This is a genomic window from Nocardioides pinisoli, from assembly GCF_024199985.1.
Taxonomy (GTDB): Bacteria; Actinomycetota; Actinomycetes; order Propionibacteriales; family Nocardioidaceae; genus Nocardioides; species Nocardioides pinisoli.
Window position 1 is genome coordinate 53,312 of sequence record NZ_JANARS010000001.1, and the last position, 24,199, is coordinate 77,510.

The window sequence follows — 24,199 nt, forward strand, 5'->3', positions numbered from 1 at the left end:
CAGACCGCCCGTCAGCGGGTCAGTGGGTCCCGACGGACTCCGGCTCCTCATCCGTGGCGTCGACCTCGCGGGCCTTGTCGCGCTTGTTGGCCCACACGCTGGTGGCGATCGTCGTTGCCAGGATGCCGACGATCACGAACAGAGAGGCCAGCGTCGGCACGTCGGGGACCGAGGGCCAGACCAGGTGCGCCCAGTGGAGCACGAGCTTGGCGCCGATGAAGCCGAGGATCGCGGCCAGACCGTAGCCGAGGTGCTTCAGCGCGCTGAGGGCACCTTGCAGCACGAAGTAGAGCGCGCGGAGGCCGAGCAGCGCGAAGGCGTTGGTCACGAACACCAGGTAGGGGTCGCCGGTGATGCCGTAGACGGCCGGCACGGAGTCGATGGCGAAGACCACGTCGGTGGCGAGCACCGCGACGGTCACCAGCGCGAACGGCGTGAGGGCGCGCACGCCCTTGTCCACGACGGTGAGCCTCGTACCGTCGTACTCGTCGCTGACCGGCATGAAGCGCCGCATCACCTTGACCACGCGCATCTCCGCGACGTCGACCTCGTGCTCCTGGCCGCGGAGCGCGTCACGCAGGAGCTTGACGCCGGTGACCAGCAGGATCGCGCCGAAGACGAGGAACACCCAGTCGAAGGCGGACAGCGCCGCGGCGCCGAGCGCGATGAAGATGCCTCGCAGCACGAGGGCGCCGACGATGCCGTAGAGCAGGACCCGCTGCTGCAGCTCCTTCGGGACGGCGAAGGCCGCGAGCAGCAGCATGAAGACGAACAGGTTGTCGACGCTCAGCGACTTCTCGACGAGGTAGCCGGTGTAGTACTCCAGGCCGCGGTCGCCGCCGTGGACGTTCCAGACGTAGAGGCCGAAGGTCAGCGGCAGGGCGACGTAGAACGCCGACCACGCGATGGCCTCCTTCATCGAGACCTCGTGCGGGCGCCGGGTGGCGACGAAGTCGACGACGAGCAGGGCGAGCACCACGCCGATGGTGATGAACCACAGGGTGGGGGACGCGATGGACGACATGGGGCTCCTCAGGATCGTTTCTCCTGAGGTCTCTCCCGCCGCCCGCTGCGTCGGATCCGCGGGACGGCCGCTCGCCGGGGCGCCTGCTGAGGCGCCGTAATGACCGACGAGCGTTGGTGGGGTACTCCCCTCACGGGGGAGTCTAGTTGAACCGGCAAGCGCTCCACAAATGCGTCGACCCGTATCGTCCACGGCATGGAGACACTCGAGTACGACGTCGTGGTCATCGGCGGCGGCCCTGCCGGGGAGAACGCCGCCCAGTACGCCGTGGAGGGCACCGGCATGACCGCGGCCATCATCGAGCGCGAGCTGCTCGGGGGCGAGTGCAGCTATTGGGCGTGCATCCCCAGCAAGGCCCTGCTGCGCCCGGTCGCGGCGGCCGACGTGACGAGCGACCTGCCGGGCGTCTCGAGCGCGCACGTCGCCCCCAAGGCGCTCCTCGAGCGGCGCGACACGTGGGTCGCGCACTACGACGACTCCGGCCAGGCGAAGTGGGCCGAGGGCGCCGACCTCGCCGTGCTCCGCGGTGACGCCCGGCTGACCGGCGAGCGGACGGTGCGGCTCTCCTCCTCCGACGGCGACCGGGTCGTGCGGGCGCGGCAGGCGGTGGTGATCGCCACCGGCAGCGCCGCCAACCTGCCCGAGGACTACGCCGACGCCCTGCCCTGGGGCTCCCGCGACGCCACCGGCGTCCTGGAGGTGCCCGACCGGCTCGTGGTCGTGGGCGGTGGCGTCGTCGCCTGCGAGGCGGCGACCTGGATGACCGCGCTCGGCTCGTCGGTGACCCTCGTCGTCCGGGGCGACCGCCTGCTGGCCCGGGCCGAGCCGTTCGCCGGCGAGGCGGTGCTGGCGAGCCTGCGCGAACGCGGCGTCACGGTCCTGCTCGACACCTCGGTCGAGTCCGTACGCCGCGCGGACCCCGCCGCGACCGGCACCGGCCGCGTCCACGGCGGAACCGTCACCATCACGACGACCGGGGGCGAGCTGGAGGCCGACGAGGTGCTGCTCGCGATCGGCCGCACCCCCCGTCTCGACGACCTCGGCCTCGACGCCGTGGACCTCACGCCCGACGACGTCACGTCGGGACGGCTGCCCGAGTGGCTGCACGCCGTCGGCGACGCCAGCGGCGGCCCGCCGCTCACCCACTGGGGCAAGCACCAGGCCCGCGTCGTCGGCGCCCGCATCGCGGCGGCCGCCGCAGGCGAGGTGGCGTGGGAGCCCGACCGCGAGGCGCCGGTGCCGCAGGTGGTCTTCACCGAGCCCGAGGTCGCGACCGTCGGGCTCACCGAGGCCGAGGCTCGCGACGCCGGCCACGACGTCGTGGTGACCCGGGTCCCGACGTCGTCCGCGTCCGGCGTCGCGCTGATGCGCGACCACGTGGCCGGGCAGGCCCAGCTCGTCGTCGACGCGGGCTCGCACCTCCTGCTCGGAGCCACGTTCGTCGGCCCCCAGGGCGGCGAGCTCGTCCACGCGGCGACGATCGCCATCACGGGCGGGACGCCGGTGCACGTGCTCCGGCACGCCGTCGCGTCCTTCCCCACCGCCTCGGAGCTCTGGCTCCGGCTGCTCGAGGAGCTGCCGCCGCCCTTCCGAAGGCCCCCGCCCGCCTGAGCGGTGCGTGACGCGGGTTCTGGAGGCTGAGAACCCGCGTGGCTCACCGCTGGCGCGCGTGTCGCCCCCTGAGCGGTGCGTGACGCGGGTTCTGGAGGCTGAGAACCCGCGTGGCTCACCGCTGGCGCGCGTGTCGCCCCCTGAGCGGTGCGTGACGCGGGTTCCGGAGGCTGAGAACCCGCGTGGCTCACCGCTCCCAGCGCGGTCCCGCTCGGCGGAAGGTCAGCCGCGCTCGCGCAGGTAGCGCCCGAAGTGGGGGACGGTGAAGGCGATGCGGCCGCGCTCGCCGGAGTAGACGAGGCCCTTCTTGAGCAGCGCGTCCCGCGCGGGCGAGAGGGACTGGGGCTTCTTGCCGAGGGCCGCGGCGACGTCGGCGCTCGGGACCGAGTCCTCGTCACCGCCGGCGCCCGGATGCGCGGCAGCGACGTCGGCCATCGCCATCAGGTAGTCGCGCTCCCCCGGCGTCGCGCGCTCGTAGCGCGAGCCGAAGAAGCCCACGGCGAGCTCCGACTCGGCCTCGGGCGCGGCGACCGCGACGTCGGCCGCGGTGATGGGCGAGCGCGGGGCGAGGTCCCACACGGCCTTGCCGTAGGCCTGGATGAAGTAGGGGTAGCCGCCGGTGGCCTCGTACATCGCGGCGAGGGCGTCGTCGTCGTAGGCCGCGTCCTCGTCGGCCGCAGGGGCCACGAGCGCGCGGTCGGCGGCGTCACGGGAGAGCCGGTCGATGCGCTGGTAGCGGAAGAGCCGCTCGCTGTAGGACTTGCTGGCGCTCAGCACGGCCGGCAGGTGCGGGAGGCCGGCACCGACGACGATCACCGGCAGCCCCGACTGGCTGAGCTCGTGGCAGGCGGCGCACAGCGCCGAGACGTCGTCAGGCCCGAGGTCCTGCATCTCGTCGATGAAGACGCCGACGCCCTTGCCGACGTCGCCCGCCAGCCCGCCGAGGTCGGTGAACAGCTCGACCAGGTCGATCTCGATGTCGCCGGAGTCGGCACGACCGCGTACGGCGGGTGCGTCGATGCCCGGGCTCCACTGGTCCTTCATCCTCGCGCCCGCGCCCGCGTCACGGTGCGCGAACGACTTGATGACGCCGAGCACGTGGTCGACCGACTCCTCGTCGCGGTGGCCGAGCTCGCGGACCGCTTGGTGGAGGGCGCTGCTCAGCGGACGACGCAGCCCCTGGCCGGGACGGGCCTCGAGCTTGCCGGTGCCCCAGCCCTTGCGCACCGCCGCACCGCGCAGCGCGTTGAGCAGCACGGTCTTGCCGACGCCGCGCAGGCCGGTGAGCACGAGGCTGCGCTCGGGACGGCCGTTGGCGACGCGCTCGAGCACGACGTCGAACGCGGCGAGCTGCTCGTCGCGGCCGGCGAGCTCGGGCGGGCGCTGCCCCGCGCCGGGGGCGTACGGGTTCCGGATCGGGTCCACGATCAGACCCTATTCACCAATCTAGGCGGCGCCCTAGATTGCCGGATAGTCGGCGAGTCAGCCCGGCCGGCTCAGCCGGCCTCGCTGGGCCGGTCGAGCCGCTCGACGCGCTCACGGGCGGCGTCGAAGGCGTCGTCGAGGCCCCGACGCAGCAGCGCGATGAGGTCGGGCACCTCGTCGGCCGCGAGCCGGAAGGTGCCGGCGCAGACGTTGTCGCGCCACAGCGACAGCACGACCAGCTGCTGGTCCTGGTGCCACGTGACGCGCAGCGAGCGGTCCTCTCCTCGGGGGTCGAGGAAGACCGCCCCGGTGCGAGGCGTGCGCGGCTGGGCCATGTTCCATTGTGACCCGGCCCACAAGTCTCTGCCTAGACTCTCCTCCGTGCCCGAGCTGCCCGAGGTCGAAGCCCTCGTCCAGGACCTGCGCGGTCGCCTCGTCGGTCGCGCGATCAGCCGGATCGACCTGGCCGCGTTCAGCGCGCTCAAGACCTTCGACCCGCCGCTGCAGGCGCTCCACGGCACGCTGGTCGACGACGTGACGCGGCACGGCAAGTTCCTCGACATCGACGCGAGCGGCGTGCACCTCGTCATCCACCTCGCGCGGGCGGGCTGGATCCGCTGGCGCGACGAGGTGCCGGCGCTCCCCGCCCGGCCCAACTCCAAGAACCCCCTCGCCGCCCGGATCGTCATCGACGACCCCGACCTCGAGACGCGCCCCGGCCTCGACATCACCGAGGCAGGGACCAGGAAGGGCCTCGCGATCTACGTCGTCCGCGACCCGCAGGAGGTGGAGGGCATCGCCCGATTGGGGCCCGACCCGCTCTCCGACGACTTCACCATCGAGGTGCTGCAGCAGATCCTCGAGCGCGAGGGCCGCAAGCAGATCAAGGGCGTGCTCCGGATGCAGTCGATCGTCGCCGGCATCGGCAACGCCTACTCCGACGAGATCCTCCACGCCGCGCGGATGTCGCCGTTCAAGCCGGCCAACAGCCTCGACGAGACCGACCTGCAGACGTTGTACGACGCCGTGCGCACGACGCTGGGCGACGCGGTCCAGCGCTCGAGCGGGCTCGCCGCCAGCGAGCTGAAGGGCGAGAAGAAGAGCAACCTCGCCGTCCACGGACGCACCGGGCAGGCCTGCCCGGTGTGCGGCGACATCGTGCGCGAGGTGTCGTTCGCCGACTCGAGCCTGCAGTACTGCGCGACGTGCCAGACGGGCGGGAAGCCGCTCGCCGACCGGCGGATGTCCCGGCTGCTCAAGTAGGCGGACCTCGCGCCCCGGCGCGTACGTCCATCTGTCGACGGGCAGCAGCAGAGGCGCCGGCCGGGCCCACCCCCGTGACAGCCCGGTCGACGCCTCGTGCGTCAAGCCTACCCTGACGGAGGCCCGGAATGTCAGGCGGTCGCGCCCTTGTCGGCCGCGCGTCGCGAGAATCGCTCCCACGCCGCCTGCCGGGAGACGCCGAGCGCCCGGCCGATCTCCGCCCACGAGATGCTGCGGCTGCGGAGCAGGTCGACCCACTCGTGGGCGAAGGAGATGTTCTGCTCGGCCGAGGCGAGGATCCGCGGCAGGGTGGCCAGCACCTCGGCGTCGTCCATGCGCTCCCACGGGAACGGCCCGCTCGCCGCCGCGACGGCCTCCTCGTCGTGGAGGATGGCGTGGAAGTCGTCCACGCAGGTGGCGCAGACCTGGGCGCCGAGACCTCCGAGCAGGCGCAGGTCGGTGCCCGGTCCTCCGGGCTCGCCGCAGAAGGAGCAGATCCTGCCCTCACGCGTGATCGCCATGGCGCGTCCTCCCTCTCCTCCCCCGCTCGTCATCGTACGACCCGGGCCGGCGTCGCGCCGTGGAGACGCGGCGTCGTCACTCGGTGGTCTCGGGGATCTCGGGCATGTCGGGCATGTCGTCCATCGGGTTGCCGCACGTCTTGTTGAGGTAGTCGCCGAACGCGTCGGCCTGCTCCTGGACCTCCTGCGAGGCGTCGGCGCCACCCTGCTCGAGCTCCTCGAGCTTCTCCATCGAGAAGTCCTCGGCGTCGATCTCCTCCGCCTGGTCGACGACTGCCTCGAAGCCCTTGCGGGCGTCGTCGGGGATGTCCTCGGGCGTGCCGACCTCCTCCATCCGCGCGCCCCAGTCCTTGACCGCCCGGGCCAGGTCCTCGTCGCTGGGCAGCTCGGTCGTGGACAGGTCCTCGGGCAGCAGGTCGGACAGCAGGCTGTTGGCCGCGTCGCAGAAGGCGTCCTCGTTCGCGTCGCTCGGGGCGCCGCTCCCGCCGCCGCACGCGGAGGTGACGGTGCCGATCAGCAGCACGGCGCTGGTGAGGGTCAGGCGGGCGCGGACGGTCATCGGATCCCTTCGGCTGGGCGCGTCCCGGTGCGGGCTCGCGTCACGATCGGGCCCCACCCTCCCGCGACCGACGTCAATCGTCCACCCGGAAGGGCTCGGGCAGCGGGACGTCGAGGCTCCGGGAGAGCGAGTCGAGGTAGTCGGCGCGCGGACGGCGTACGACGCCGAGGGACGCGAGGTGCGGGGTCTGCCACTGCACGTCGAGCACCCGACGCTCGGCGTGGCGGTCGCGCAGCATGTCGACGAGCGCCACGAGCGCGACCTTCGATGCATCGCGCTCGCGGTGGAACATCGACTCCCCGGCGAACAGCCCGCCGATGCTCACGCCGTAGAGCCCGCCCCGCAGCCGGTCGTCGCGCCAGACCTCGACCGAGTGGGCCCACCCGAGCCGGTGGAGCCGGCCGTAGGCATGACGGAACTCAGGGGTGATCCAGCCGTCGGAGCGGTCCGGGCTGCCGCACGCGGCCACCACCTCGTCGAAGGCGGTGTCGACACGGATCTCGAAGTCGCGCACCGAGCGGCGCAGCGAGCGCGACACCCGCAGCCCGTCGAGCGGCAGCACGCCCCGCTCCACGGGTGAGAACCAGCCCAGGTGCTCCTCGCCGTCCAGCGTCACCGGCATCGGGAACAGGCCGAGCCCGTAGGCGGTGACCAGCGTGCCCGGCTCGAGGTCGGCGCCCAGCGCGACGAGGTCGTCGTCGGGGTCCCACGTCGAGCTCGGCGGGAAGGCCCACGGCGTCGGAGCGGGGGCGACGGGCACTCTTCGCACGCTAGCGAACAACCAAACCCGCCGGAACGACGTCTCCCCTGCAACGACCTACTCGGAGGACACCATGCGACGCACCGCGACCCTGACCGCCCTTGCCGGACTGGCCCTGAGCACCCTCGGCCCCGTCACCGCGGCTCCCGCCACGGCGGCGGTGGGCTGCGACGGCAAGGCCGCAACGATCGTGGTGCCCTCACCGGAGGGGCCGATCACCGACTCGACGGAGACCGCACCGGTCACGGGGACCCCCGGCGACGACGTCATCGTCGGGAGCGAGGCCCGCGACACCATCGACGGAGGGGCCGGCAACGACACCATCTGCGCGCTCGGCGGTGAGGACATGGTCCGCGGGGGCGTCGGTGATGACCGGCTCTTCGGGGGCCTCGACGGCGTGTACGTCGCCGACGACGACTTCTGGGGGGACGTGGTGGTCCCCGGCCCGGGCGACGACCACGTCGACCTCGGCCACGACCCGCAGGGCGAGGACCTCTGGTACGGGGACTCGATCTACCTCGACCGGGTGTCGTTCCGCGACGCCACCGGCCCGGTGACCGTGGACATGGCGGCCGGCACGGCCACCGGCGAGGGCACCGACACCATCGCGCCCGTGGTGCTCGGCGCGGGCGTCGAGGGTTCGCCGTACGCCGACGTGATCCGCGGCACGGACCTCGACGACCAGATCGACGCGGGCGGGGGCGACGACGTGGTCGAGGGGCGCGGCGGCGACGACGTCATCGAGGCGGACCGGGGCTACTCGGGCATGCCGAACCCCCCGGCCCCGGAGCCGGGCGACGACGTCGTGCACGGCGGGCCCGGCATGGACACGGTCGACGGGGGCCACGGAGTGGACGAGCTGTACGGCGACGGCGGGCGGGACAGCCTCCGCGTGGCGGCGGCCGAGGAGGGCACGCGCGTCCTGGGCGGCCCGGGTCGCGACGGTCTCGGCTCCTGGAGCTTCCGCAACAGCGGCCGCGCGACGTTCCTCGGCGGCGGCGGCAACGACGTCCTCTACCCGGCGATCAAGGGCAAGGGCGACAAGGTCGTCGTCCGCGGCGGTGGCGGCGCCGACCGCATCGCCCCGGCCGCCTCGTTGCGCGCCGCACCGCACCGCAGCCGGGTGGAGATCGACGCCCGCCGCGGCACGTACCGGATGAAGGTCGGCACGCCCATCCGCTTCTCCTCCGTCACCTCCTTCGGGTGGGAGGGCAGCGCCGAGACCCGGCTGACGTGGTGGGGCACGCGCCGCTCCGAGGTGCTGAGCCTCACCGAGCAGTACGGACCGGTGCGGGCGTACGGCGGTGGCGGCAACGACCGCATCGGCGGGGGCCAGGGCCGCGACCTGCTCGACGGCGGACGCGGCCGGGACGTGCTGGACGGCTCGAACGGTCGCGACCGTTGCGTGCGGGGTGAGCGGCTGAAGGCCTGCGAGCTGCGCCGCTGACCGAGCGTCGTGAACGCGCTGGGCCGACGACCGTACGATCGGGCCATGGGCCTGAAGCAGACCGTCGGGCGGCAGCTCGCCCCCCGGATCAACGAGCTCGCGCCGGGGCTGACCGGCGGCTTCGTGCGCGAGGCGCTCAACCGTGCCATCGACGGCGTCGGACCGCTCGCCCCGGCAGCGGCCGCCGCCGACAAGCAGCTGCGCGAGCAGCGGGGCAACGTCGAGCGGGCGATCCACGAGGTGATCGAGAACAACGTGCGCATCGCCGGCGCGCAGGGCTTCGCCACCAACGTCGGCGGACTGGTCACGATGGCGGTGGCGATCCCCGCCAACGTGACGGGACTGGCGATCATCCAGTGCCGCATGGTCGCCGGCATCGCGCACCTGCGCGGCCACGACCTGACCGACCCGCGGGTGCGCAACGCCGTGCTCGCCACCCTGCTCGGCGAGGAGCAGGTCCACGAGCTGGTGAAGAAGCGCAAGCTGCCGAGCACGCCCATGGCGATCGCCACCGCACCGGTCCACGACCCCTCCATCGACGGCACCATCTCGGCGACCGTCGCGACCGACATCGTCGCGCGGGTGGCCGGCAAGCGGCTGGCCACCACCGTGGCCCGTCGGATGCCGGTCGTCGGCGGCGTGGTCGGCATGGGCGCCGACGGCTTCATGACCTGGCGCATCGGCCGCTACGCCGACCGCGAGCTGCTGCCGCGACGGCGCTGACCTCGACCGCGCGCCTCAGGAGAGCTTGTCCACCGCTGTGGTGAGGAACGTGTCGACGTCCGCGACGCTCACGACGGGCTGCACGTCCTACCCCATCACGATGTCGACCACCTGCAGCGTCATCAGGACCGGGCCCTCCCGAACCAGCACGTTGTGGAGCAGCCAGGAGGCCCTGCCGCCGGCCTCCTCCATGGTCGTCAGCTCGGCGTACCGGTTGTCGCCGACCTCCGCGACGGTCATCGGCTCGACCGTGCCGGGGCACTCCTCACCGGCGGGGAAGTCGCCCTCGCAGGCGCGCATCCCGTCGCGCAGCGCCTCGAAGGTCGCTGCCACCTCGTCCGGGTCCGCGGCCATCAGGAACTCCTGGACGAAGACCAGGTGGCCCTTTCGGTCGCCCGCGCGCATGTCGATGGGGTCGTCCTCGGACTGGTCGAGCTGCCGGAAGGCCTGCCAGCGCAACGCGTCGGCAGCGGACCGGGACTCCTCGCTGGCCGCTTCGCAGAACTGGATCCGCGGCAGCATCTTCTGCTGGGCCTCGGTCACCACGCCGTCCGTCGCGCCCCCCGCTGGTCCGGCGGGATGTTCACGGTCCAGGTGCCGGCGTAGTCGTCCGTCGTCACCAGGGCGCCGGCCAGCTGCTCAGGCGTCGGCACGGTGGACGCTGACGACGAGGACGGCTCGCCGGCCGGCGGGGACGGGTCCGTGCCCGTGCCGACGCCGTCGCAGCCCGCCAGCAGGACGATCGCCCCGGCCAGGGCGAGGGCGGACCGGATGTGTCCCCGGCGTGCGTGCGACGGGGTCGTCATCGACCTCACCTCCCGAGGGCCCGCTCGGCCCCCGGGCAGGTGCCCTCGATCCCACCCTAGGGAGCGGGGACGGATCGCGTCAGGGTCCAAGGTCACCAGGGTGGCGCCAGCTCGTCGTCGTACGCCGGATGACCGGGCGCCCGCGCCGGACCGTCCACTGGAAGGGGCAGGCCGACACCTGGAGGGGGTTGCAACGGCCTCGAAGAGGCGGAGTCCCCGCTCGAGCGGGGGTTCTGCGGCCGGGGGCAGCCCCTCCCCGGGTCAGCCCTTGCGGCCGCGCAGCCGCCGGTAGGCGTCGAGCGAGCCCCGGCCCGCGGGGCTGTTCTCCAGGGTCGTCACGACCTTGCGCCGGGCCCGGAAGGCGGTGGTCGCCCGGGCCCGCTCGAGCTCCTCGTGCGCCTCGCGCAGCTCGCGGTGGAGCCGCTCCTCGACGGCGCGCAGCCGGGCCCCCTCCACCAGGAGGGCGGTGATCGCGTCGAGGGCGGGGGGCAGCAGCTCGTCGGCCGTCGCGGCGTCAGGGTCGGCGAAGGGAACCGCGTCGGGACCCAGCAGGTCGTCGAGCGAGCCGACGACGTCGTACCCGCGCTGCGCGAGCACCTCGATCCAGCGCTGCGACAGCTCGCGGGCCCACGCGTGGTCGGCCGGCGCGAGGCCGAGGCGGGGCGAGGACGTGCTCCGCGAGAGCGTCTGGTGGGCCAGCGTCTCGCGGACCAGGGGGCGGTAGTCGGGCGGCGAGATCACCGAGGTCACCCGCTCGTTGATGGTGCGCAGCAGCGAGGTCTCGGGCACGCCGAGGGACGGGTTCTCGCGCTCGGCGGTGAGGTCGAGCGGCAGCCCGTCGAGCCCGAAGGTCCGGGAGAACCGGCGCCACAGCTCGCCGCGGTCCGCGCCCGGCGGGGGCAGGGTCACCAGGTGCACGCGCTCGGGGGGCAGCGAGGAGCCCCACCGCTCGAGGATGTCGGGGATCTCCTGGACCGCCCAGAACCACGAGCCGATCCGGGAGTCGCGCGCCGGGTCGCGGATCGTGCGCAGGAACGCCGCGTAGGTGATGTGGCTGCGGTGCTTGACGTTCTCCTGCCACTCGGCCGGGACCTGGCGCACCAGGTCGCGCACCGACAGCACGAGGTGGACCTCGGCGTCGCCGAGCGAGGCCAGCGCGCGCTCGACCTGGGTCGGGGTGGCCCGCGCGAAGATCTCGTGGCTGATGATCGCCGTGCCGTGCCACTCGCGGACCTCGGCGGCGAGCCGGTCCCACGCTCCGACGGCCTCGGTCTCGATGCCGCCCCACGGCAGGGTCATCAGGTCGAGCGCGGCGAGGAAGTGGGCGTCGAACCGGTCGGCGGGGTAGAGCAGGTCGTGCTCGCGCAGCACCTGCTGGTTGCGGAAGAGGACGTCCTGGAAGTAGGACGTGCCGGTCTTCGGGCAGCCCACGTGCAGCAGCACCCGCCTGCTCACCGTTGCACCATCCTCTCCCGGCCCGTGCGCCATCCCGGGTCGACGATCATCCGGATCGCCAGCTCCAGCACCTGTCGGTCGTCGGCGCCGCCGTGCCCGGACAGCCCGGTGGCGTCCGACGCGTGCGGCGCGAGGTCGGCGAGGTCGCCGACGACAGGGTAGCCAGCGCGCGTCAGGGCGCGGGTCATGCGCGCCGCGGACGACGCGACCCAGTCCTGCTCCGCCGCAGGTACGACGACGGGCGCGACGCCGCTGTCGGGCATCCGCTTCTGGAGCGTCCGCATCAGGGCCGGTCGCTCGCCGACCGGGACGCGGATCCCCACGACGGCGGCGATCCGACGCGCCAGCTCGGCCTGGTCGGCGCCCGGCACCCGGACCTCCGGCAGGCGTCGTACGCCGACGTGCGGGGGCAGCTGGGCGAGGTCGGTCACGACCCGGACGTGGGGACGGCGTCCGCCCCAACGGCGGATCGAGTCGTCGAGGTCGACCCGGGCGGGCAGCTGGTCGCGCTCGCGCCAGAACCGCAGCCAGGCCGCCCACGGCTTGCTGCCGTGCTCGAAGCACCGCTGCGTCCACGTGTGGGCGAGCAGCTCGTCGATCGGACCGCCGACGGCCACGACGAAGGCCAGGGGACCCCCTTCGGGGCGGCCCCGGCCGAGCAGGTGCTCACGTGCGGCGGCGCCGACCAGCGGGTCGCCGACCAGCCGGAACCGGTGCCGCCACGGCCTCGGCACGCCGCGCCGCACGCGGTCCGGGCCGAGCGCGACCAGGTCGTCGGCGAGCAGCGTGCTCGCCACCCGGAGCAGCTCGTGGGCGCTGACCGTGGCGGGGTCGACCGGCTGTGCGCCGAAGCCGCCCGTCGCGGCGCCCACCAGCGGCAGGTCGGCCTTGCCGCGGCCGGCAGCCGGCGCGGCGAGCACCCGGTCGGCGAGTCGAGTGCGCTCGCGGTCGTGGTCGCCACGGGGCTGCGCACCCGACTGCCGGGCCACGTTGATGCGGCGCAGCAGCTCGAGCTGCTGGGCGCCGGGCAGCGCGCGACCGGACGGGGCTGGGGCGGTCGTCGCGTCGGTCCCCGGGCCGGTCGCTGCGTCGGTCCACGCCAGCCACGGCGTCGTACCGCCGGCGCGGAGGTGGGCGACCCAGCCGTGCACGGACTCCGCCGGACGGGCGGCGCTCGGGCGAGCGGTCACCGGTCCCGCAGCCGACGTGCTCTGTCGCGGAGCCGTCCACCGACCCGGTCGGTCGCGGCCCGGCTGGCAGCCTCCTGCGTCATCGTCGACAGTGCGTCGAGCGCGGCGCCGAGCTCGAGCTTGGCGCGCACCCGGTCCGGGTCCTTCCACTTCGCGTCCTCGGCCGGTCGGCGCGGCCGCAGGTCGTCCACGTCACCGACGACGTCGACCCCGCTGCGCTTGATCCAGTCGATCCAGACCTCGCCCTGCTGCTCGGCGAAGTCGAAGCGGTGGGGTGGCAGCCGGACCGGTACGGCGTCGCGGGCCACCAGCACCTCCTGGGCGAGCAGCTCGCGGATGAGCGCGTCGTAGACAGGTTCGCGCCACACGCCGAGCTCGAGGCGACGGTTGAGCTTGCGCAGCAGCGACGTCTCGGCGATCCCCAGGGAGCGGTTGTCGCGCTCGGAGTCCAGCGGCGCCCACGCGGGGTCGATGCGGAAGGCGCGGCAGAAGCGCAGCCACAGCTCGTCGCCGTTGGGTCCCCGGTCGTGGGGCACCGTCACGACGTGGATGCGCTCGGGTGGGAGCTTGGCGCCCCAGGCGGAGAGGACCTCGGGCAGGTCGAAGGCCTGCCGGAAGAAGAAGGACGAGCCGCCCTCGTAGCGGTCGAGGAAGCGCCGGAAGGGCCACTTGCGCCCCTGCTTGATCGACTCCTGCCACGCCGCTGGCAGCTGCCGCCCGAGGTCGCGGGCGGAGTAGACGATGTGCACCTCGTGGTCGGCGAGGTCGTTGAGCGCCTTGGCGATCTTGTCGGGCTTGGCGCCCGCGAGGATCTCGTGGCTGATCACCACGTTGTCCGTGGCGCGGTCGACCCGCCGGACCATCGCGTCCCAGGCGCCCCGGGCGTGGCCGGGGCGACCGCCCCAGTCCTGGTCGAGGAGGTCGAGGGCCGCCCGGAAGTGGAAGATGTCGGACCGGCCGCCGCGAGGGCTGGGGATCGTCACGCCGTGGCGCGCCAACGCCGTGGCGTTGAGCCGGAGCCGGTCCTGCAGGTAGGTGGTGCCGGTCTTGGGGGCGCCGATGTGGAGGTGGACGACGCGGCTCATGGCGCTGATTGTGCCCGAGTGGGGTGGTCCACCGGGAAGTGGCTGGCCCACGACCTCCCGGACGACCGGTTCCCGGTGGACTACCCCGCCGATCCGAGGGCGCGTACGACGGCGCTGGGGCTGGGCCGGCCGAGCTGGGCGGCCATCCACGTGCTGGTCGCCACCACCGCGTCGAGGTCGACCCCGTGCTCGATCCCGAGACCGGTCAGCATCCACACCAGGTCCTCGGTGGCGAGGTTGCCGGTGGCCGACTTGGCGTAGGGGCAGCCACCGAGGCCGCCGGCGCTCGCGTCGAAGGTGGTGATGCCGGCCTGCAGCGCGGAGAAGGTGTTGGCGAGCGCCTGGCCGTAGGTGTCGTGGAAGTGCATCGCGAGCCGGTCGGTGCCCACGCCCGCCTCGGCGAAGGCGGCGACGAGCGCCGTCACGTGACCGGCGGTGGCCACGCCGATGGTGTCGCCGAGGCTGAGCTGGCCGGCCCCGAGGTCGAGCAGCCGGGTGCCGGCGGTGACGACCTGCTCGATCGGCACGGCGCCCTCCCACGGGTCGCCGAAGCACATCGAGACGTAGGCCCGCACGTCCAGCCCGGCCTCGCGGGCGCGGGCGACGGTCGGCTCGAACATCGCGAACTGCTCGTCGAAGGTGCGGTTGAGGTTCTTGGTCGCGAACGTCTCCGTCGCGCTGCCGAAGATCGCGACGTGGCGCAGGCCCAGCTCGAGGGCCCGGTCGAGGCCGCGCTCGTTGGGCACGAGCACCGGGAGGTCGCGGCCCTCGTCGCCGAGCTCGGTCATCAGCTCGGCGGCGTCCGCGAGCTGCGGCACCCAGCGCGGGTGCACGAAGCTGGTCGCCTCCACGATCGGCAGGCCGGCGGCCACGAGGCGTCGTACGAACTCGGCCTTGACCGCGACCGGCACGATCGCCTGCTCGTTCTGCAGGCCGTCGCGGGGACCGACCTCGTAGATCGTCACCCGCTCGGGGAGGCCGTCGGCGCGGACGGTCATCGGGAGGTCAGGCACCGGAGGCCTCCACCACGAACAGCACGGCACCGAGCTTGACCAGGTCGCCGGTGATCGCACCGACGGTGGTGACCGTGCCGGCGAAGGGCGCCTTGAGCGCGAGCTCCATCTTCATCGCCTCCATCACCCCCAGCGTCTCACCCTCCGCCACGTCGTGACCCTCCGCGACGTTGACCGCGAGCACCGTGCCGGGCATCGGCGCGAGCAGCGTGCCGTCGCCGGCGGCGACCGCGTGGTCGCCGAACGGGTCGGGCCGCTCCCAGGCCCACCGCTGTCCGCGGTGCACCACGTCGACGAGGTCGCGCTGCACGTTGAGCACCGCGTGCTCGGCGACGCCGTCGACGAGGAGGTGGACGGTGTGGTCGGCGGCGGAGACCAGGCGGACGTCGTGGGTGGTGCCGCCGTGCGTGACCTGGCCGCGGTGCCGGTCGACGACCACCAGGTCGTCGCCGAGGACGACCGTGTCGGGCGCGGGGTCGGCGCCCATCCGCCAGCCGTCGGCCCGCCAGGGGCGCGGCGTGACGCCCGGCTCCGGCATGGTGTCGAGCAGCACCTCGGTCCACGCCGCGAACACGCGGGCCAGCGTCGGGTCGGGCGCCGGGACGTCGTGGCGGTCCAGCCAGGCGGTGTCGATCGTCGCGTCGCGGAACTCCGCCGAGGACGCCAGGGCGCGCAGGAAGCCGGTGTTGGTGGTGATGCCGAGGATGGCGGTCTCGCCGAGCGCGTCCGCCAGGGCGTCGACGGCCTCGGCACGGGTCGGCGCCCAGGCGATGACCTTGCCGAGCATCGGGTCGTAGGAGGTGGAGACCTCCTGCTCCGGCTCGAGCGCGTGGTCGACGCGGACACCGTCCCCGGAGCCCCACCTGACGATCGAGGTACGGCCCGCCTGGGGGAGGAAGCCGTGGAAGGAGTCCTCGGCATACACGCGGGCCTCGATCGCGTGGCCCTCGAGCGTGATCGCGTCCTGGGCCATCGGCAGCGGCTCGCCGGTCGCGACGCGGAGCTGCAGCTCGACGAGGTCGACGCGCTCGCTCCCGTCGTCGGACCGCACGCGCACGACCTCCTCGGTGACCGGGTGCTCGACCTGGAGGCGGGTGTTCATCTCGAGGAAGTAGAACTCACCGGTGTCGTTGTCGAGCAGGAACTCCACGGTGCCGGCGCCGGTGTAGCCGCACTGCTGCGCCAGGGCCACGGCGGACGAGGTGATCGCCGCGCGCTGCTCGTCGCTGATCGTCGGGGCCGGCGCCTCCTCGAGCACCTTCTGGTGGCGCCGCTGGGTGGAGCAGTCGCGCTCGAAGAAGTGCAGCACCGTGCCGTGGGTGTCGCCCATGACCTGCACCTCGATGTGCCGGCCGGACTCGACGTACTTCTCCACCAGGATCGTGTCGTCGCCGAAGGACGAGCGGGCCTCGCGCTGCGCGGAGGCGAACGCCTCGTCGTAGTCACCGGCGCTGCGCACCACGCGCATGCCCTTGCCGCCCCCGCCGGCGGCCGCCTTGACCAGCACGGGGTAGGCGAAGCTGGCCGGGTCGGTGGCGTCGGGACCGGTGAGGGCGTACGACGGCACGACCGGCACGCCTGCCGCGAGCGCGACCTCCCGGGCTGCGTCCTTGCGGCCCATCGCGTCCATGACGTCGGCCGACGGGCCGACGAGCGTGATGCCGGCGTCGGCCAGCGCGCGGGCGAAGGGCGCCCGCTCGGACAGGAAGCCGTAGCCGGGGTGCACGAACCCCGCGCCGGCCTCCCGCGCCGCTCCGACGACCGCGTCGATGTCGAGGTAGGACGCCACCCGCACCGCCCGGTCGGCCGCCCGCACGTGCGGTGCCGCGGCGTCGAGGTCGGTGTGGATCGCGACGCATCCCCAGCCGAGGCGGCGCGCCGTGCGCATGACCCGCAGGGCGATCTCGCCGCGGTTGGCGATCAAGAGGGTGTTCATGTGCCTCACATCCTGAAGATGCCGTAGCGGGGTTCGGGGATCGGGGCGTACGACGTCGCCGCCAGCGCCATGCCCAGCACGCGGCGCGTGTCGGCGGGGTCGATGACGCCGTCGTCCCACAGCCGGGCGCTGGCGTAGTAGGGCGAGCCCTGGGTCTCGTACTGCTCGCGGATCGGGGCCTTGAACGCCTCGACGGCGGCCTCGTCCTCGAGGTCGGTGCGGACGGTCGCGAGCACCGAGGCGGCCTGCTCGCCGCCCATCACCGAGATGCGAGCGTTGGGCCACATCCACAGGAATCGCGGGTCGTAGGCCCGTCCGCACATGCCGTAGTTGCCGGCGCCGAACGACCCGCCGATGACGACGGTGAACTTCGGCACGACGCTGCACGCGACCGCGGTGACCAGCTTGGCGCCGTCGCGGGCGATGCCCTTGTTCTCGTACTCGCGGCCGACCATGAAGCCGGTGATGTTCTGCAGGAAGACCAGCGGGATGCCGCGCTGGTTGCACAGCTCGATGAAGTGCGCGCCCTTGAGCGCCGACTCGCTGAACAGGATGCCGTTGTTGGCGACGATCCCGACCTCGTAGCCGTCGATCCGGGCGAACCCGCACACCAGCGTGTCGCCGTAGAGCTTCTTGAACTCGTGGAACCTGCTGCCGTCGACCAGCCGACGGATCACCTCGCGGACGTCGTAGGGGGTGCGGGTGTCGGTGGGCACGACGTCGTAGAGCGACTCCGCCGGCTCGTGGGGCTCCTCGACCTCGGCGCGCGGCAACCGGGCCGGGGTCGCGGCCGGCAGCGTGTCGACGATCGAGCGGACGATCGCCAGCGCGTGGGCGTCGTCCTCGGCGAGGTGGTCGACCACGCCTGACGTGCGCGCGTGGACGTCGCCGCCGCCGAGGTCCTCGGCCGACACGACCTCGCCGGTCGCGGCCTTCACCAGTGGCGGGCCGCCGAGGAAGATCGTGCCCTGGTTGCGCACGATGACCGTCTCGTCCGACATCGCCGGGACGTAGGCGCCGCCCGCGGTGCAGGAGCCCATCACGCTGGCGATCTGCGGGATCCCGGCCGCGGAAAGGTTGGCCTGGTTGAAGAAGATCCGGCCGAAGTGCTCGCGGTCGGGGAACACCTCGTCCTGCATCGGCAGGAAGGCGCCGCCGGAGTCGACGAGGTAGATGCACGGCAGCCGGTTCTCCGCGGCGATCGTCTGCGCACGCAGGTGCTTCTTGACCGTCATCGGGTAGTAGGTGCCGCCCTTGACCGTGGCGTCGTTGGCGACGACGACGCACTCACGCCCCGACACCCGGCCGATGCCCGCGACCACCCCGGCGGACGGCACGGCGTAGTCGTCGCCCCTGCCGCCGTCGTACATCCCGTAGGCGGCCAGCGGCGCCAGCTCCAGGAACGGGCTGCCCGGGTCGAGCAACCGGTCGACCCGGTCGCGGGCCAGCAGCTTGCCGCGGTCGGTGTGCTTCTTGCGCGCGCTCTCCGAGCCGCCCTGCCGCACGCGCGCCAGCCGGGCACGCAGGTCGTCGACGAGCTCGCGCATGGTGGGGGCCGCCCCTGCCGTCGGGGTCTGTGACTCGGACACCCGGTCAGGTTAGCGATCGTTAACCTGGACTGTCCATCCGTCGTCCGCGACCACTCATCGCGCAGCGGTTTACACCATCCGTGATCGATTCCGCGGTGTCGACACGCCGATGCCGCGGATCCTTTACCCGAAAGTGGTGTAGACCTCGCACACACCTAAGGGGGTAGCGCCTACGATCTACGCTGGGTGGCGGGTGCACGGATCGGGGGATCAGTGGGCCGCTGCGGGGGTTGCGGCCCACTGCAGCATCCGGTTCCGTCGGGGAGGTTCGAATGATTCCGCTGGCTGTCCCACAGGCGCCGGAGCGTGTCGTGCTGCTCCCCGGACCGCGCGCGCCGTGGCGGGGGTTAGCAGGCACTAACCTCGACGTCGTGACTCCCCGCCGTCAGCAGATCCTCGACATCGCGGCCGAGCTCTTCGCCTCCCGCGGGTTCCACGGCGTCTCGGTGGCCGAGCTCGGCGCTGCCTGTGGCATCTCCGGTCCCGCGCTCTACAAGCACTTCCAGTCCAAGGACGCGATGCTCGCCGAGATGCTGGTGACCATCAGCGAGACGCTGCTCGCCGAGGGTCGCGCCCGCGTCGCGAGCGCGGGGAGCCCGCGCGAGGCGCTCGAGGCACTGGTCGAGTGGCACATCGAGTTCGCCCTCGAGCACCGGGCGCTCATCGTGGTCCAGGACCGCGACTGGAGCAGCCTGCCCGACGAGGCGCGCGAGCGGGTCCGCGCGCTCCAGCGCGCCTACGTCGACGAGTGGGCCACGCAGGTACGCCGCCACGACCCCACCCTCAGCCCGGAGGCCTCGCGCACCCGCGCCCACGTCCTCTTCGGCCTGCTCAACTCCACCCCGCACAGCGGCCGGCTGCCCGACCCGCAGATGCACGACGTGCTGCGCGACATGGCCCACGGAGCCCTCGGGCTGACCTGACCGGCGCCGCTGCTCGTCCGCCCGCTCACCAGGTCGGCTCACCAGGTCGCCACACCAGGTCGCCTCACCAGGAGTCGAACGGGCTCTCCAGCCGCAGCAGGCGCGCCGCGCGCACCGCCGCGTCCTCGGCGACCACCAGGTCGTCGACGTCGTCGGGCCCGTCCGCCGCTGCGTCTTCGGGAGACTCACCGCCCGGGGACGACCCGGCGGCCGGCTGGCGCAGGCGGTGCAGGTCGCGGAGCACCCGCTCCCGGGCGAGTCCGCGCAGGTGGGTCAGCACGAACGGGTCGGCCTGGATGAGCCAGGCCAGCTGGGTGAGCACCGCCAGCGCGTGGGGGCACGGGTCGAGCCAGGCGTCGCACGTGCAGGCCGACCCCAGCTCGCCCCCGTAGGGCAACAGCTCGACACCGGCCTCCTCGACCGCCTCCACGAACGAGTGCGGGAGCTGGCCGGCGAGCAGGGCGGCGATGCGCCCCGACTCGGCTGCGACGAGCTCGGTGAACGCGGCGGCGTCGGCGTCGTCGAGGACGGGCACGGTCACCTCGACGGTGAAGGCGTCCTGGCCCTCCGTCACCGCCGCGACCGCGCCGCCCTCGTCGACGGTGATCGCGCCGACCGCCCCGGACCGGGCGAGCGCCCGGCCGGCACGGAGCTCCTTCTCGCCGAAGGCGGCCTCCTCGACCGCCCGCAGCACGGCCTTGCTCCACCAGGTGCCCGAGCCGCCGCCGCGGCGCGGCGGGATCCGGGGGTGGGTGGTCGCCGTCGGCTCGGCGTGCGGCGTCATGCGTCGTCCCCGCGGCCGCGCGAGGTGGGCCTGAGCTCCACGAGGTCGCGGAGCTCGGCGTCGGACAGCTCGGTGAGCGCCGTCTCGCCGCGCGACAGCACGGAGTCGGCCAGCGAGCGCTTGCGGGCGAGGAGCTCGGCGATCTTCTCCTCGATGGTGCCCTGGGTGATGAAGCGGTGCACCTGCACCGGCTTGGTCTGGCCGATCCGGTAGGCGCGGTCGGTGGCCTGGTCCTCCACGGCGGGGTTCCACCAGCGGTCGAGGTGGATCACGTGGTCGGCGCGGGTGAGGTTGAGGCCGGTGCCGCCGGCCTTGAGCGAGAGCAGGAACACCGGGACCTCGCCGGCCTGGAACCGCGCGACCATCGCGTCGCGCTCGCGCACCGGGGTGCCGCCGTGCAGGAGCTGGTGGGGCACCCCCGCCGCGGCGAGGTGGCGCTCGAGGAGCCGCGCCATGGCGACGTACTGGGTGAAGACGAGGACCGCCCCGTCCTCGGCCATGACGGTGCCGACGAGCTCGTCGAGCAGCTCGACCTTCTCCGACCGGCCGCGGAGCTTGGGGTTGGGCTGGCGCAGGAAGTGGGCGGGGTGGTTGCAGATCTGCTTGAGGCCGGTCAGCAGCTTGAGGACGAGGCCGCGCCGGGTCTCCTCGTCGGCCTCCTCGATGCGGCGCATCGACTCGCGCACGAGCGTCTCGTAGAGGACGACCTGCTCGCGGGTCAGGCCGAGCAGGTGGTCGGTCTCGGTCTTGGGCGGCAGCTCGGGGGCGACGCCGGGGTCGGACTTGCGGCGCCGCAGCAGGAACGGGCCGATCAGGTCGGCGAACTGCCGGGCCTTGGTCGGCTCGAGACCGGACTCGATGGGGCCGGCCCACACCTTGCGGAAGGCGTTGCGGCTGCCGAGGAGGCCGGGGATCGCCCAGTCGAGGATCGACCAGAGCTCGGTGAGGTCGTTCTCGACGGGGGTGCCGGTCAGGGCGACGCGGGCGGTGCTGGGGATCGTGCGCAGGGCGCGGGCGGCCGCCGAGCGGGAGTTCTTCACGTGCTGGGCCTCGTCGGCGACGACGAGGTCCCACGGCACCTCGGCGAGTAGGCCGGCGTCGTTGCGCATGGTGCCGTAGGTCGTCAGCACGAAGCCGTCGGTGACGCCGTCGAGGTCGCGCGCGCTGCCGTGGTGGCGGCGGGTGGCGACGCCCGGGGCGAAGCGCCGGATCTCGGCCTCCCAGTTGCCCAGCAGCGACGCCGGGCAGACGACGAGCGTGGGGCGCCCCCCGCGGTGCAGGTGCAGCGCGATGAGGGTGATCGTCTTGCCGAGGCCCATGTCGTCGGCCAGGCAGGCGCCGAGGCCCAGCCCCGTGAGCTCGGCCAGCCAGGACAGCCCGCGACGCTGGTAGTCGCGGAGCTCGGCCTGCAGCCCGACCGGCACGTCGACGAGCTCGCCCGAGGCGGCCTCGCGGACCCGGTCGCGGACGGCGAGCAGGCTCGCCCCGACCACCGCCTCGTAGGGCGAGTCCTCGATGTCGACGACGCCGGTCAGCGTCGCGGCCAGCGCCTGGACGGGCGTGACCGTGCGGATGAGCCGCTTGCGGGCGCGCTTGATCACCCCGGAGTCGACGGCGACCCAGTTGTCGCGCAGCTTGATGATCGGACTGGTGGTGCGGGCCAGCTCGTCCATCTCGTCGTCGCTGAGCTCCTCGCCGTGCAGCGACAGCTGCCACTCGAAGCCGAACAGCGCCTGCGGCCCGAAGAGGCCGTCCTGGAGCGGCTCCTCGCGCGTGCCGGCGGGCGCGCGGCGGCCCAGCTCGACGCGCTGGGTGACCTCGCGGTCGAGGTACTTCGGCCACATGACGGGGTGGCCGGCCTCGGTCAGGGCCGCGGCCCCGCCGTCGAGCAGCGACAGGATCTCGTCGGTGTCCAGGACGATCTCGTCGGGGACGCGCAGGTCGAGCAGCCGGTCGATGACCGGCCAGGCGTCGGCGGCCGAGCGCAGCGCGATGGCGGCGTGGGTGCGGGCCCGCTCGCCGAAGCCGTGCCCGGCGTCCGGGCCGGTCTCGGCCCACAGCTCCGAGGCGTCGGCCAGGTGGGCGGGGTTGTCGACGGCGTGGACCTGCAGCACCAGGCGTACGGCGCCCGCGACCAGCTCCTCCTCGTCGGCCTCCACCCGGAACGAGATGGAGACCAGCTGGGGCCGGTCGTCGCGCCCCCGCGCCCGGATGCGGGCGATCCGCTGCTGGAGCTGGTCGCTGAACGCGTCGGGGCTGCTCGGCCCCGACCCCGCCTGGGCCGTCGGGTCCGACGCGGTCGGGCGGGCTGCCGTCGGGCCGCGGTGGCGCGAGCGGCCCGGGGTGGTGCGCGGCATGGTGTCGACCACCGCGTCGAGGAGGCCCCGCACCATGCCCTCGGCGGTCGCCTCGTCGAAGCCCTCCCACGCGCGCGAGCGCGCCAGCTCGGCGATGCGGCGCTCGTCGGCGGCGTCGAGGCCCGCGACCTGCCAGTGCCGCCCCTCGGGGTCGGGCGCGAAGCGCCCCGACGCGACCAGCTGCAGACCCATCAGCGCGGCGCCGGCGAGCAGCGCGACCGACGGGTGCACGTCGGCCTGGTCGCGCACCTTGCCGAGGACCGGCAGGGCGCCCCGGACCGGCAGCACGATGGTGCGTCGCTCGTCGGTGAACTCGACCGAGCCCTCCCGGGGCGGCTCCCCCACCAGCAACCTGGCGGGACCGGTGACCGGGACGAAGCTCATGCACTTCCCTTCCGTCGTCGGCTGGGCAGCGGACGACAGGGACGCTAACGCCTGGGACCGACACGGAGTTCCCGGGCGGCTACGGTCGTGCGTCATGGACATCTCCGCGCTGCTCGCCGCACACCCGGTGATCGACGGCCACAACGACCTGCTCTGGGAGGCGCGCGAGCAGGCGGCGTACGACTTCTCCCGGCTCGACGTGGGCGCCGGCGGCACCGCGACGCACACCGACCTGCCGCGGATGCGCGCGGGCGGGATGGGCGCGCAGTTCTGGTCGGTCTACGTGCCGACCCGGCTGACCGGGGACCACGCCGTCAGCGCCACGCTTGAGCAGGTCGACGCGGCGCGGATGCTCACCGAGCGGTACGCCAACCAGCTCGCGTGGGCGACCACCGCCGACGAGGTCGAGGAGGCGTGGGCGTCGGACCGGATCGCCTCGCTCGCCGGCGCCGAGGGCGGGCACTCGATCAGCTGCTCACTCGGCACGCTGCGGCAGCTCTTCGAGCTCGGGGTGCGCTACCTGACGCTGACCCACAACGCCAACACGCCCTGGGCGGACTCGGCCACCGACACCCCGGTGGCCGGCGGGCTGACCCCGTTCGGTCGCGAGGTGGTGCGGGAGATGAACCGGCTTGGGATGATGGTCGACCTCTCCCACGTCTCCGCCGACACCATGCGCGACGCGCTCGCGGTCACCGAGGCGCCGGTGATCTTCAGCCACAGCTCGGCCCGGGCGGTGACCGACAGCCCCCGCAACGCCCCCGACGACGTGCTCGAGGCGATGGCCCGCGGCGGCGGGGTGTGCATGGTGACCTTCGTGCCGAAGTTCGTGAACACCGCGTGCGCCGACGCCCACCGCGAGCTCGTGGCCGCGGCGGCCGCGGAGGGCATCCCCGAGGCCGACGGGCCGCGGTTCGGCGCCTTCGAGAAGACCTGGGCGCGCGAGCACCCGCAGCCGACCGCCACCCTGGCCGACGTGGTGGCCCACGTCGAGCACGTGCGCGAGGTCGCGGGCATCGATCACGTCGGTCTCGGCGGCGACTACGACGGCGTCGAGACCCTCCCCGACGGGCTCGAGGACGTCTCCACCTACCCGGCCCTGCTGGCCGCGCTCGCCGACCGCGGCTGGTCGTCCGACGACCTCGCGCGGCTCACGTGCCGCAACACCCTGCGCGTGATGCGGGAGGTCGAGTCGGTGGCCGCGGACCTCCGGCTCGAGCGTGGCCCCGGCCTGGCCCGGATCGAGGATCTGGACGGCGTACGCCCCCTCCACCCGCAAGGGTGACGCAGGCCACCGTGCCGAGTCGGCAAAATGATTGGTTCGTTGTCCGAGGCAACGAATAG

22 protein-coding genes are annotated in these 24,199 nt (G+C 73.5%); 6 read left to right on the top strand and 16 right to left on the bottom strand.

The window, feature by feature from the left end:
- Nucleotides 1-19 precede the first annotated feature (19 nt).
- Nucleotides 20-1,024 carry a TerC family protein gene (locus NCI01_RS00285; RefSeq protein ID WP_254179471.1) on the bottom strand — a complete coding sequence of 335 codons (1,005 nt, stop codon included), beginning with the start codon at nt 1,022-1,024 and terminating at the stop codon, nt 20-22.
- A 195-nt stretch (nt 1,025-1,219) separates the two neighbouring features.
- On the opposite strand from NCI01_RS00285, the gene NCI01_RS00290 reads away from it, so the two are divergent.
- Nucleotides 1,220-2,635, top strand: coding sequence for a dihydrolipoyl dehydrogenase family protein (locus NCI01_RS00290; RefSeq protein WP_254179472.1), 1,416 nt, complete (start codon nt 1,220-1,222; stop codon nt 2,633-2,635).
- 222 nt (nt 2,636-2,857) lie between these two features.
- On the opposite strand, the gene NCI01_RS00295 is transcribed toward NCI01_RS00290, so the two are convergent.
- Together NCI01_RS00295 and NCI01_RS00300 are read right to left on the bottom strand one after the other, a co-directional pair.
- Nucleotides 2,858-4,060: an ATP-binding protein gene (locus NCI01_RS00295; RefSeq protein ID WP_254179473.1), complete on the bottom strand. Its 1,203-nt coding sequence runs from the start codon at nt 4,058-4,060 to the stop codon at nt 2,858-2,860.
- A gap of 71 nt (nt 4,061-4,131) precedes the next feature.
- Nucleotides 4,132-4,395 (bottom strand): hypothetical protein, encoded by a 264-nt coding sequence (locus tag NCI01_RS00300; RefSeq protein ID WP_254179474.1) that lies wholly within the window; start codon nt 4,393-4,395, stop codon nt 4,132-4,134.
- A 46-nt stretch (nt 4,396-4,441) separates the two neighbouring features.
- Between NCI01_RS00300 and NCI01_RS00305 the strand changes: the two genes are divergently transcribed.
- Nucleotides 4,442-5,323, top strand: a complete 882-nt coding sequence (locus NCI01_RS00305) for an Fpg/Nei family DNA glycosylase (protein ID WP_254179475.1) — start codon at nt 4,442-4,444, stop codon at nt 5,321-5,323.
- Between the two features lie 131 nt (nt 5,324-5,454).
- Here NCI01_RS00305 and NCI01_RS00310 read toward each other — a convergent pair whose 3' ends face one another.
- The 3 genes from NCI01_RS00310 to aat form a co-directional block, all read right to left on the bottom strand.
- Complete coding sequence (locus NCI01_RS00310) at nt 5,455-5,844, bottom strand: hypothetical protein (protein WP_254179476.1); 390 nt, start codon at nt 5,842-5,844, stop codon at nt 5,455-5,457.
- Between the two features lie 76 nt (nt 5,845-5,920).
- Nucleotides 5,921-6,403 (bottom strand): hypothetical protein, encoded by a 483-nt coding sequence (locus NCI01_RS00315; protein WP_254179477.1) that lies wholly within the window; start codon nt 6,401-6,403, stop codon nt 5,921-5,923.
- A gap of 73 nt (nt 6,404-6,476) precedes the next feature.
- Complete coding sequence (aat, locus tag NCI01_RS00320) at nt 6,477-7,163, bottom strand: leucyl/phenylalanyl-tRNA--protein transferase (protein ID WP_254179478.1); 687 nt, start codon at nt 7,161-7,163, stop codon at nt 6,477-6,479.
- Nucleotides 7,164-7,236: 73 nt separating this feature from the next.
- Between aat and NCI01_RS00325 the strand changes: the two genes are divergently transcribed.
- Nucleotides 7,237-8,610 carry a calcium-binding protein gene (locus NCI01_RS00325; RefSeq protein ID WP_254179479.1) on the top strand — a complete coding sequence of 458 codons (1,374 nt, stop codon included), beginning with the start codon at nt 7,237-7,239 and terminating at the stop codon, nt 8,608-8,610.
- A gap of 45 nt (nt 8,611-8,655) precedes the next feature.
- Nucleotides 8,656-9,333 (top strand): EcsC family protein, encoded by a 678-nt coding sequence (locus NCI01_RS00330; protein ID WP_254179480.1) that lies wholly within the window; start codon nt 8,656-8,658, stop codon nt 9,331-9,333.
- Between the two features lie 87 nt (nt 9,334-9,420).
- On the opposite strand, the gene NCI01_RS00335 is transcribed toward NCI01_RS00330, so the two are convergent.
- The 8 genes from NCI01_RS00335 to NCI01_RS00370 form a co-directional block, all read right to left on the bottom strand.
- A complete protein-coding gene (locus NCI01_RS00335) occupies nt 9,421-9,876 on the bottom strand; it encodes a hypothetical protein (RefSeq protein ID WP_254179481.1) in 456 nt (151 codons plus the stop codon).
- On the bottom strand, nt 9,873-10,139 hold the full coding sequence (locus tag NCI01_RS00340) for a hypothetical protein (RefSeq protein WP_254179482.1): 267 nt from the start codon (nt 10,137-10,139) through the stop codon (nt 9,873-9,875). The genes NCI01_RS00335 and NCI01_RS00340 overlap by 4 nt, the downstream gene beginning before the upstream one ends.
- Nucleotides 10,140-10,400: 261 nt before the next feature.
- Nucleotides 10,401-11,594: a nitrous oxide reductase accessory protein NosL gene (locus tag NCI01_RS00345; RefSeq protein WP_254179483.1), complete on the bottom strand. Its 1,194-nt coding sequence runs from the start codon at nt 11,592-11,594 to the stop codon at nt 10,401-10,403.
- Nucleotides 11,591-12,784, bottom strand: coding sequence for a hypothetical protein (locus tag NCI01_RS00350; RefSeq protein ID WP_254179484.1), 1,194 nt, complete (start codon nt 12,782-12,784; stop codon nt 11,591-11,593). Before NCI01_RS00350 ends, NCI01_RS00345 begins: the two co-directional genes overlap by 4 nt.
- Nucleotides 12,781-13,869 carry a hypothetical protein gene (locus NCI01_RS00355; protein ID WP_254179485.1) on the bottom strand — a complete coding sequence of 363 codons (1,089 nt, stop codon included), beginning with the start codon at nt 13,867-13,869 and terminating at the stop codon, nt 12,781-12,783. Before NCI01_RS00355 ends, NCI01_RS00350 begins: the two co-directional genes overlap by 4 nt.
- A gap of 80 nt (nt 13,870-13,949) precedes the next feature.
- Nucleotides 13,950-14,882 (bottom strand): hydroxymethylglutaryl-CoA lyase, encoded by a 933-nt coding sequence (locus NCI01_RS00360; protein WP_254179486.1) that lies wholly within the window; start codon nt 14,880-14,882, stop codon nt 13,950-13,952.
- Nucleotides 14,875-16,818 (bottom strand): ATP-binding protein, encoded by a 1,944-nt coding sequence (locus NCI01_RS00365; RefSeq protein WP_254179487.1) that lies wholly within the window; start codon nt 16,816-16,818, stop codon nt 14,875-14,877. The genes NCI01_RS00360 and NCI01_RS00365 overlap by 8 nt, the downstream gene beginning before the upstream one ends.
- Before the next feature lie 5 nt (nt 16,819-16,823).
- A complete protein-coding gene (locus NCI01_RS00370) occupies nt 16,824-18,365 on the bottom strand; it encodes an acyl-CoA carboxylase subunit beta (protein WP_254180173.1) in 1,542 nt (513 codons plus the stop codon).
- A 413-nt stretch (nt 18,366-18,778) separates the two neighbouring features.
- Here NCI01_RS00370 and NCI01_RS00375 point away from each other — a divergent pair, with 413 nt between their 5' ends.
- A complete protein-coding gene (locus NCI01_RS00375; RefSeq protein WP_254179488.1) occupies nt 18,779-19,330 on the top strand; it encodes an SACE_7040 family transcriptional regulator in 552 nt (183 codons plus the stop codon).
- A 64-nt stretch (nt 19,331-19,394) separates the two neighbouring features.
- Here the strand turns inward: NCI01_RS00375 and NCI01_RS00380 are convergent, their stop codons facing one another.
- Both NCI01_RS00380 and NCI01_RS00385 read right to left on the bottom strand, forming a co-directional pair.
- On the bottom strand, nt 19,395-20,114 hold the full coding sequence (locus tag NCI01_RS00380) for an SWIM zinc finger family protein (protein ID WP_254179489.1): 720 nt from the start codon (nt 20,112-20,114) through the stop codon (nt 19,395-19,397).
- Nucleotides 20,111-22,855, bottom strand: coding sequence for a DEAD/DEAH box helicase (locus tag NCI01_RS00385; protein WP_254179490.1), 2,745 nt, complete (start codon nt 22,853-22,855; stop codon nt 20,111-20,113). The genes NCI01_RS00380 and NCI01_RS00385 overlap by 4 nt, the downstream gene beginning before the upstream one ends.
- A gap of 94 nt (nt 22,856-22,949) precedes the next feature.
- On the opposite strand from NCI01_RS00385, the gene NCI01_RS00390 reads away from it, so the two are divergent.
- Nucleotides 22,950-24,140 (top strand): dipeptidase, encoded by a 1,191-nt coding sequence (locus NCI01_RS00390; protein WP_254179491.1) that lies wholly within the window; start codon nt 22,950-22,952, stop codon nt 24,138-24,140.
- The last annotated feature ends 59 nt before the right edge of the window (nt 24,141-24,199 follow it).

Coding starts and splice junctions, on each gene's coding strand:
- NCI01_RS00285 (WP_254179471.1), bottom strand. CDS start 1,024: ATGTCGTCCATCGCGTCCCCCACCCTGTGGTTCATCACCATCGGCGTG.
- NCI01_RS00290 (WP_254179472.1), top strand. CDS start 1,220: ATGGAGACACTCGAGTACGACGTCGTGGTCATCGGCGGCGGCCCTGCC.
- NCI01_RS00300 (WP_254179474.1), bottom strand. CDS start 4,395: ATGGCCCAGCCGCGCACGCCTCGCACCGGGGCGGTCTTCCTCGACCCC.
- NCI01_RS00310 (WP_254179476.1), bottom strand. CDS start 5,844: ATGGCGATCACGCGTGAGGGCAGGATCTGCTCCTTCTGCGGCGAGCCC.
- NCI01_RS00315 (WP_254179477.1), bottom strand. CDS start 6,403: ATGACCGTCCGCGCCCGCCTGACCCTCACCAGCGCCGTGCTGCTGATC.
- NCI01_RS00325 (WP_254179479.1), top strand. CDS start 7,237: ATGCGACGCACCGCGACCCTGACCGCCCTTGCCGGACTGGCCCTGAGC.
- NCI01_RS00330 (WP_254179480.1), top strand. CDS start 8,656: ATGGGCCTGAAGCAGACCGTCGGGCGGCAGCTCGCCCCCCGGATCAAC.
- NCI01_RS00340 (WP_254179482.1), bottom strand. CDS start 10,139: ATGACGACCCCGTCGCACGCACGCCGGGGACACATCCGGTCCGCCCTC.
- NCI01_RS00355 (WP_254179485.1), bottom strand. CDS start 13,869: ATGAGCCGCGTCGTCCACCTCCACATCGGCGCCCCCAAGACCGGCACC.
- NCI01_RS00365 (WP_254179487.1), bottom strand. CDS start 16,818: ATGAACACCCTCTTGATCGCCAACCGCGGCGAGATCGCCCTGCGGGTC.
- NCI01_RS00370 (WP_254180173.1), bottom strand. CDS start 18,365: ATGCGCGAGCTCGTCGACGACCTGCGTGCCCGGCTGGCGCGCGTGCGG.
- NCI01_RS00380 (WP_254179489.1), bottom strand. CDS start 20,114: ATGACGCCGCACGCCGAGCCGACGGCGACCACCCACCCCCGGATCCCG.
- NCI01_RS00385 (WP_254179490.1), bottom strand. CDS start 22,855: ATGAGCTTCGTCCCGGTCACCGGTCCCGCCAGGTTGCTGGTGGGGGAG.
- NCI01_RS00390 (WP_254179491.1), top strand. CDS start 22,950: ATGGACATCTCCGCGCTGCTCGCCGCACACCCGGTGATCGACGGCCAC.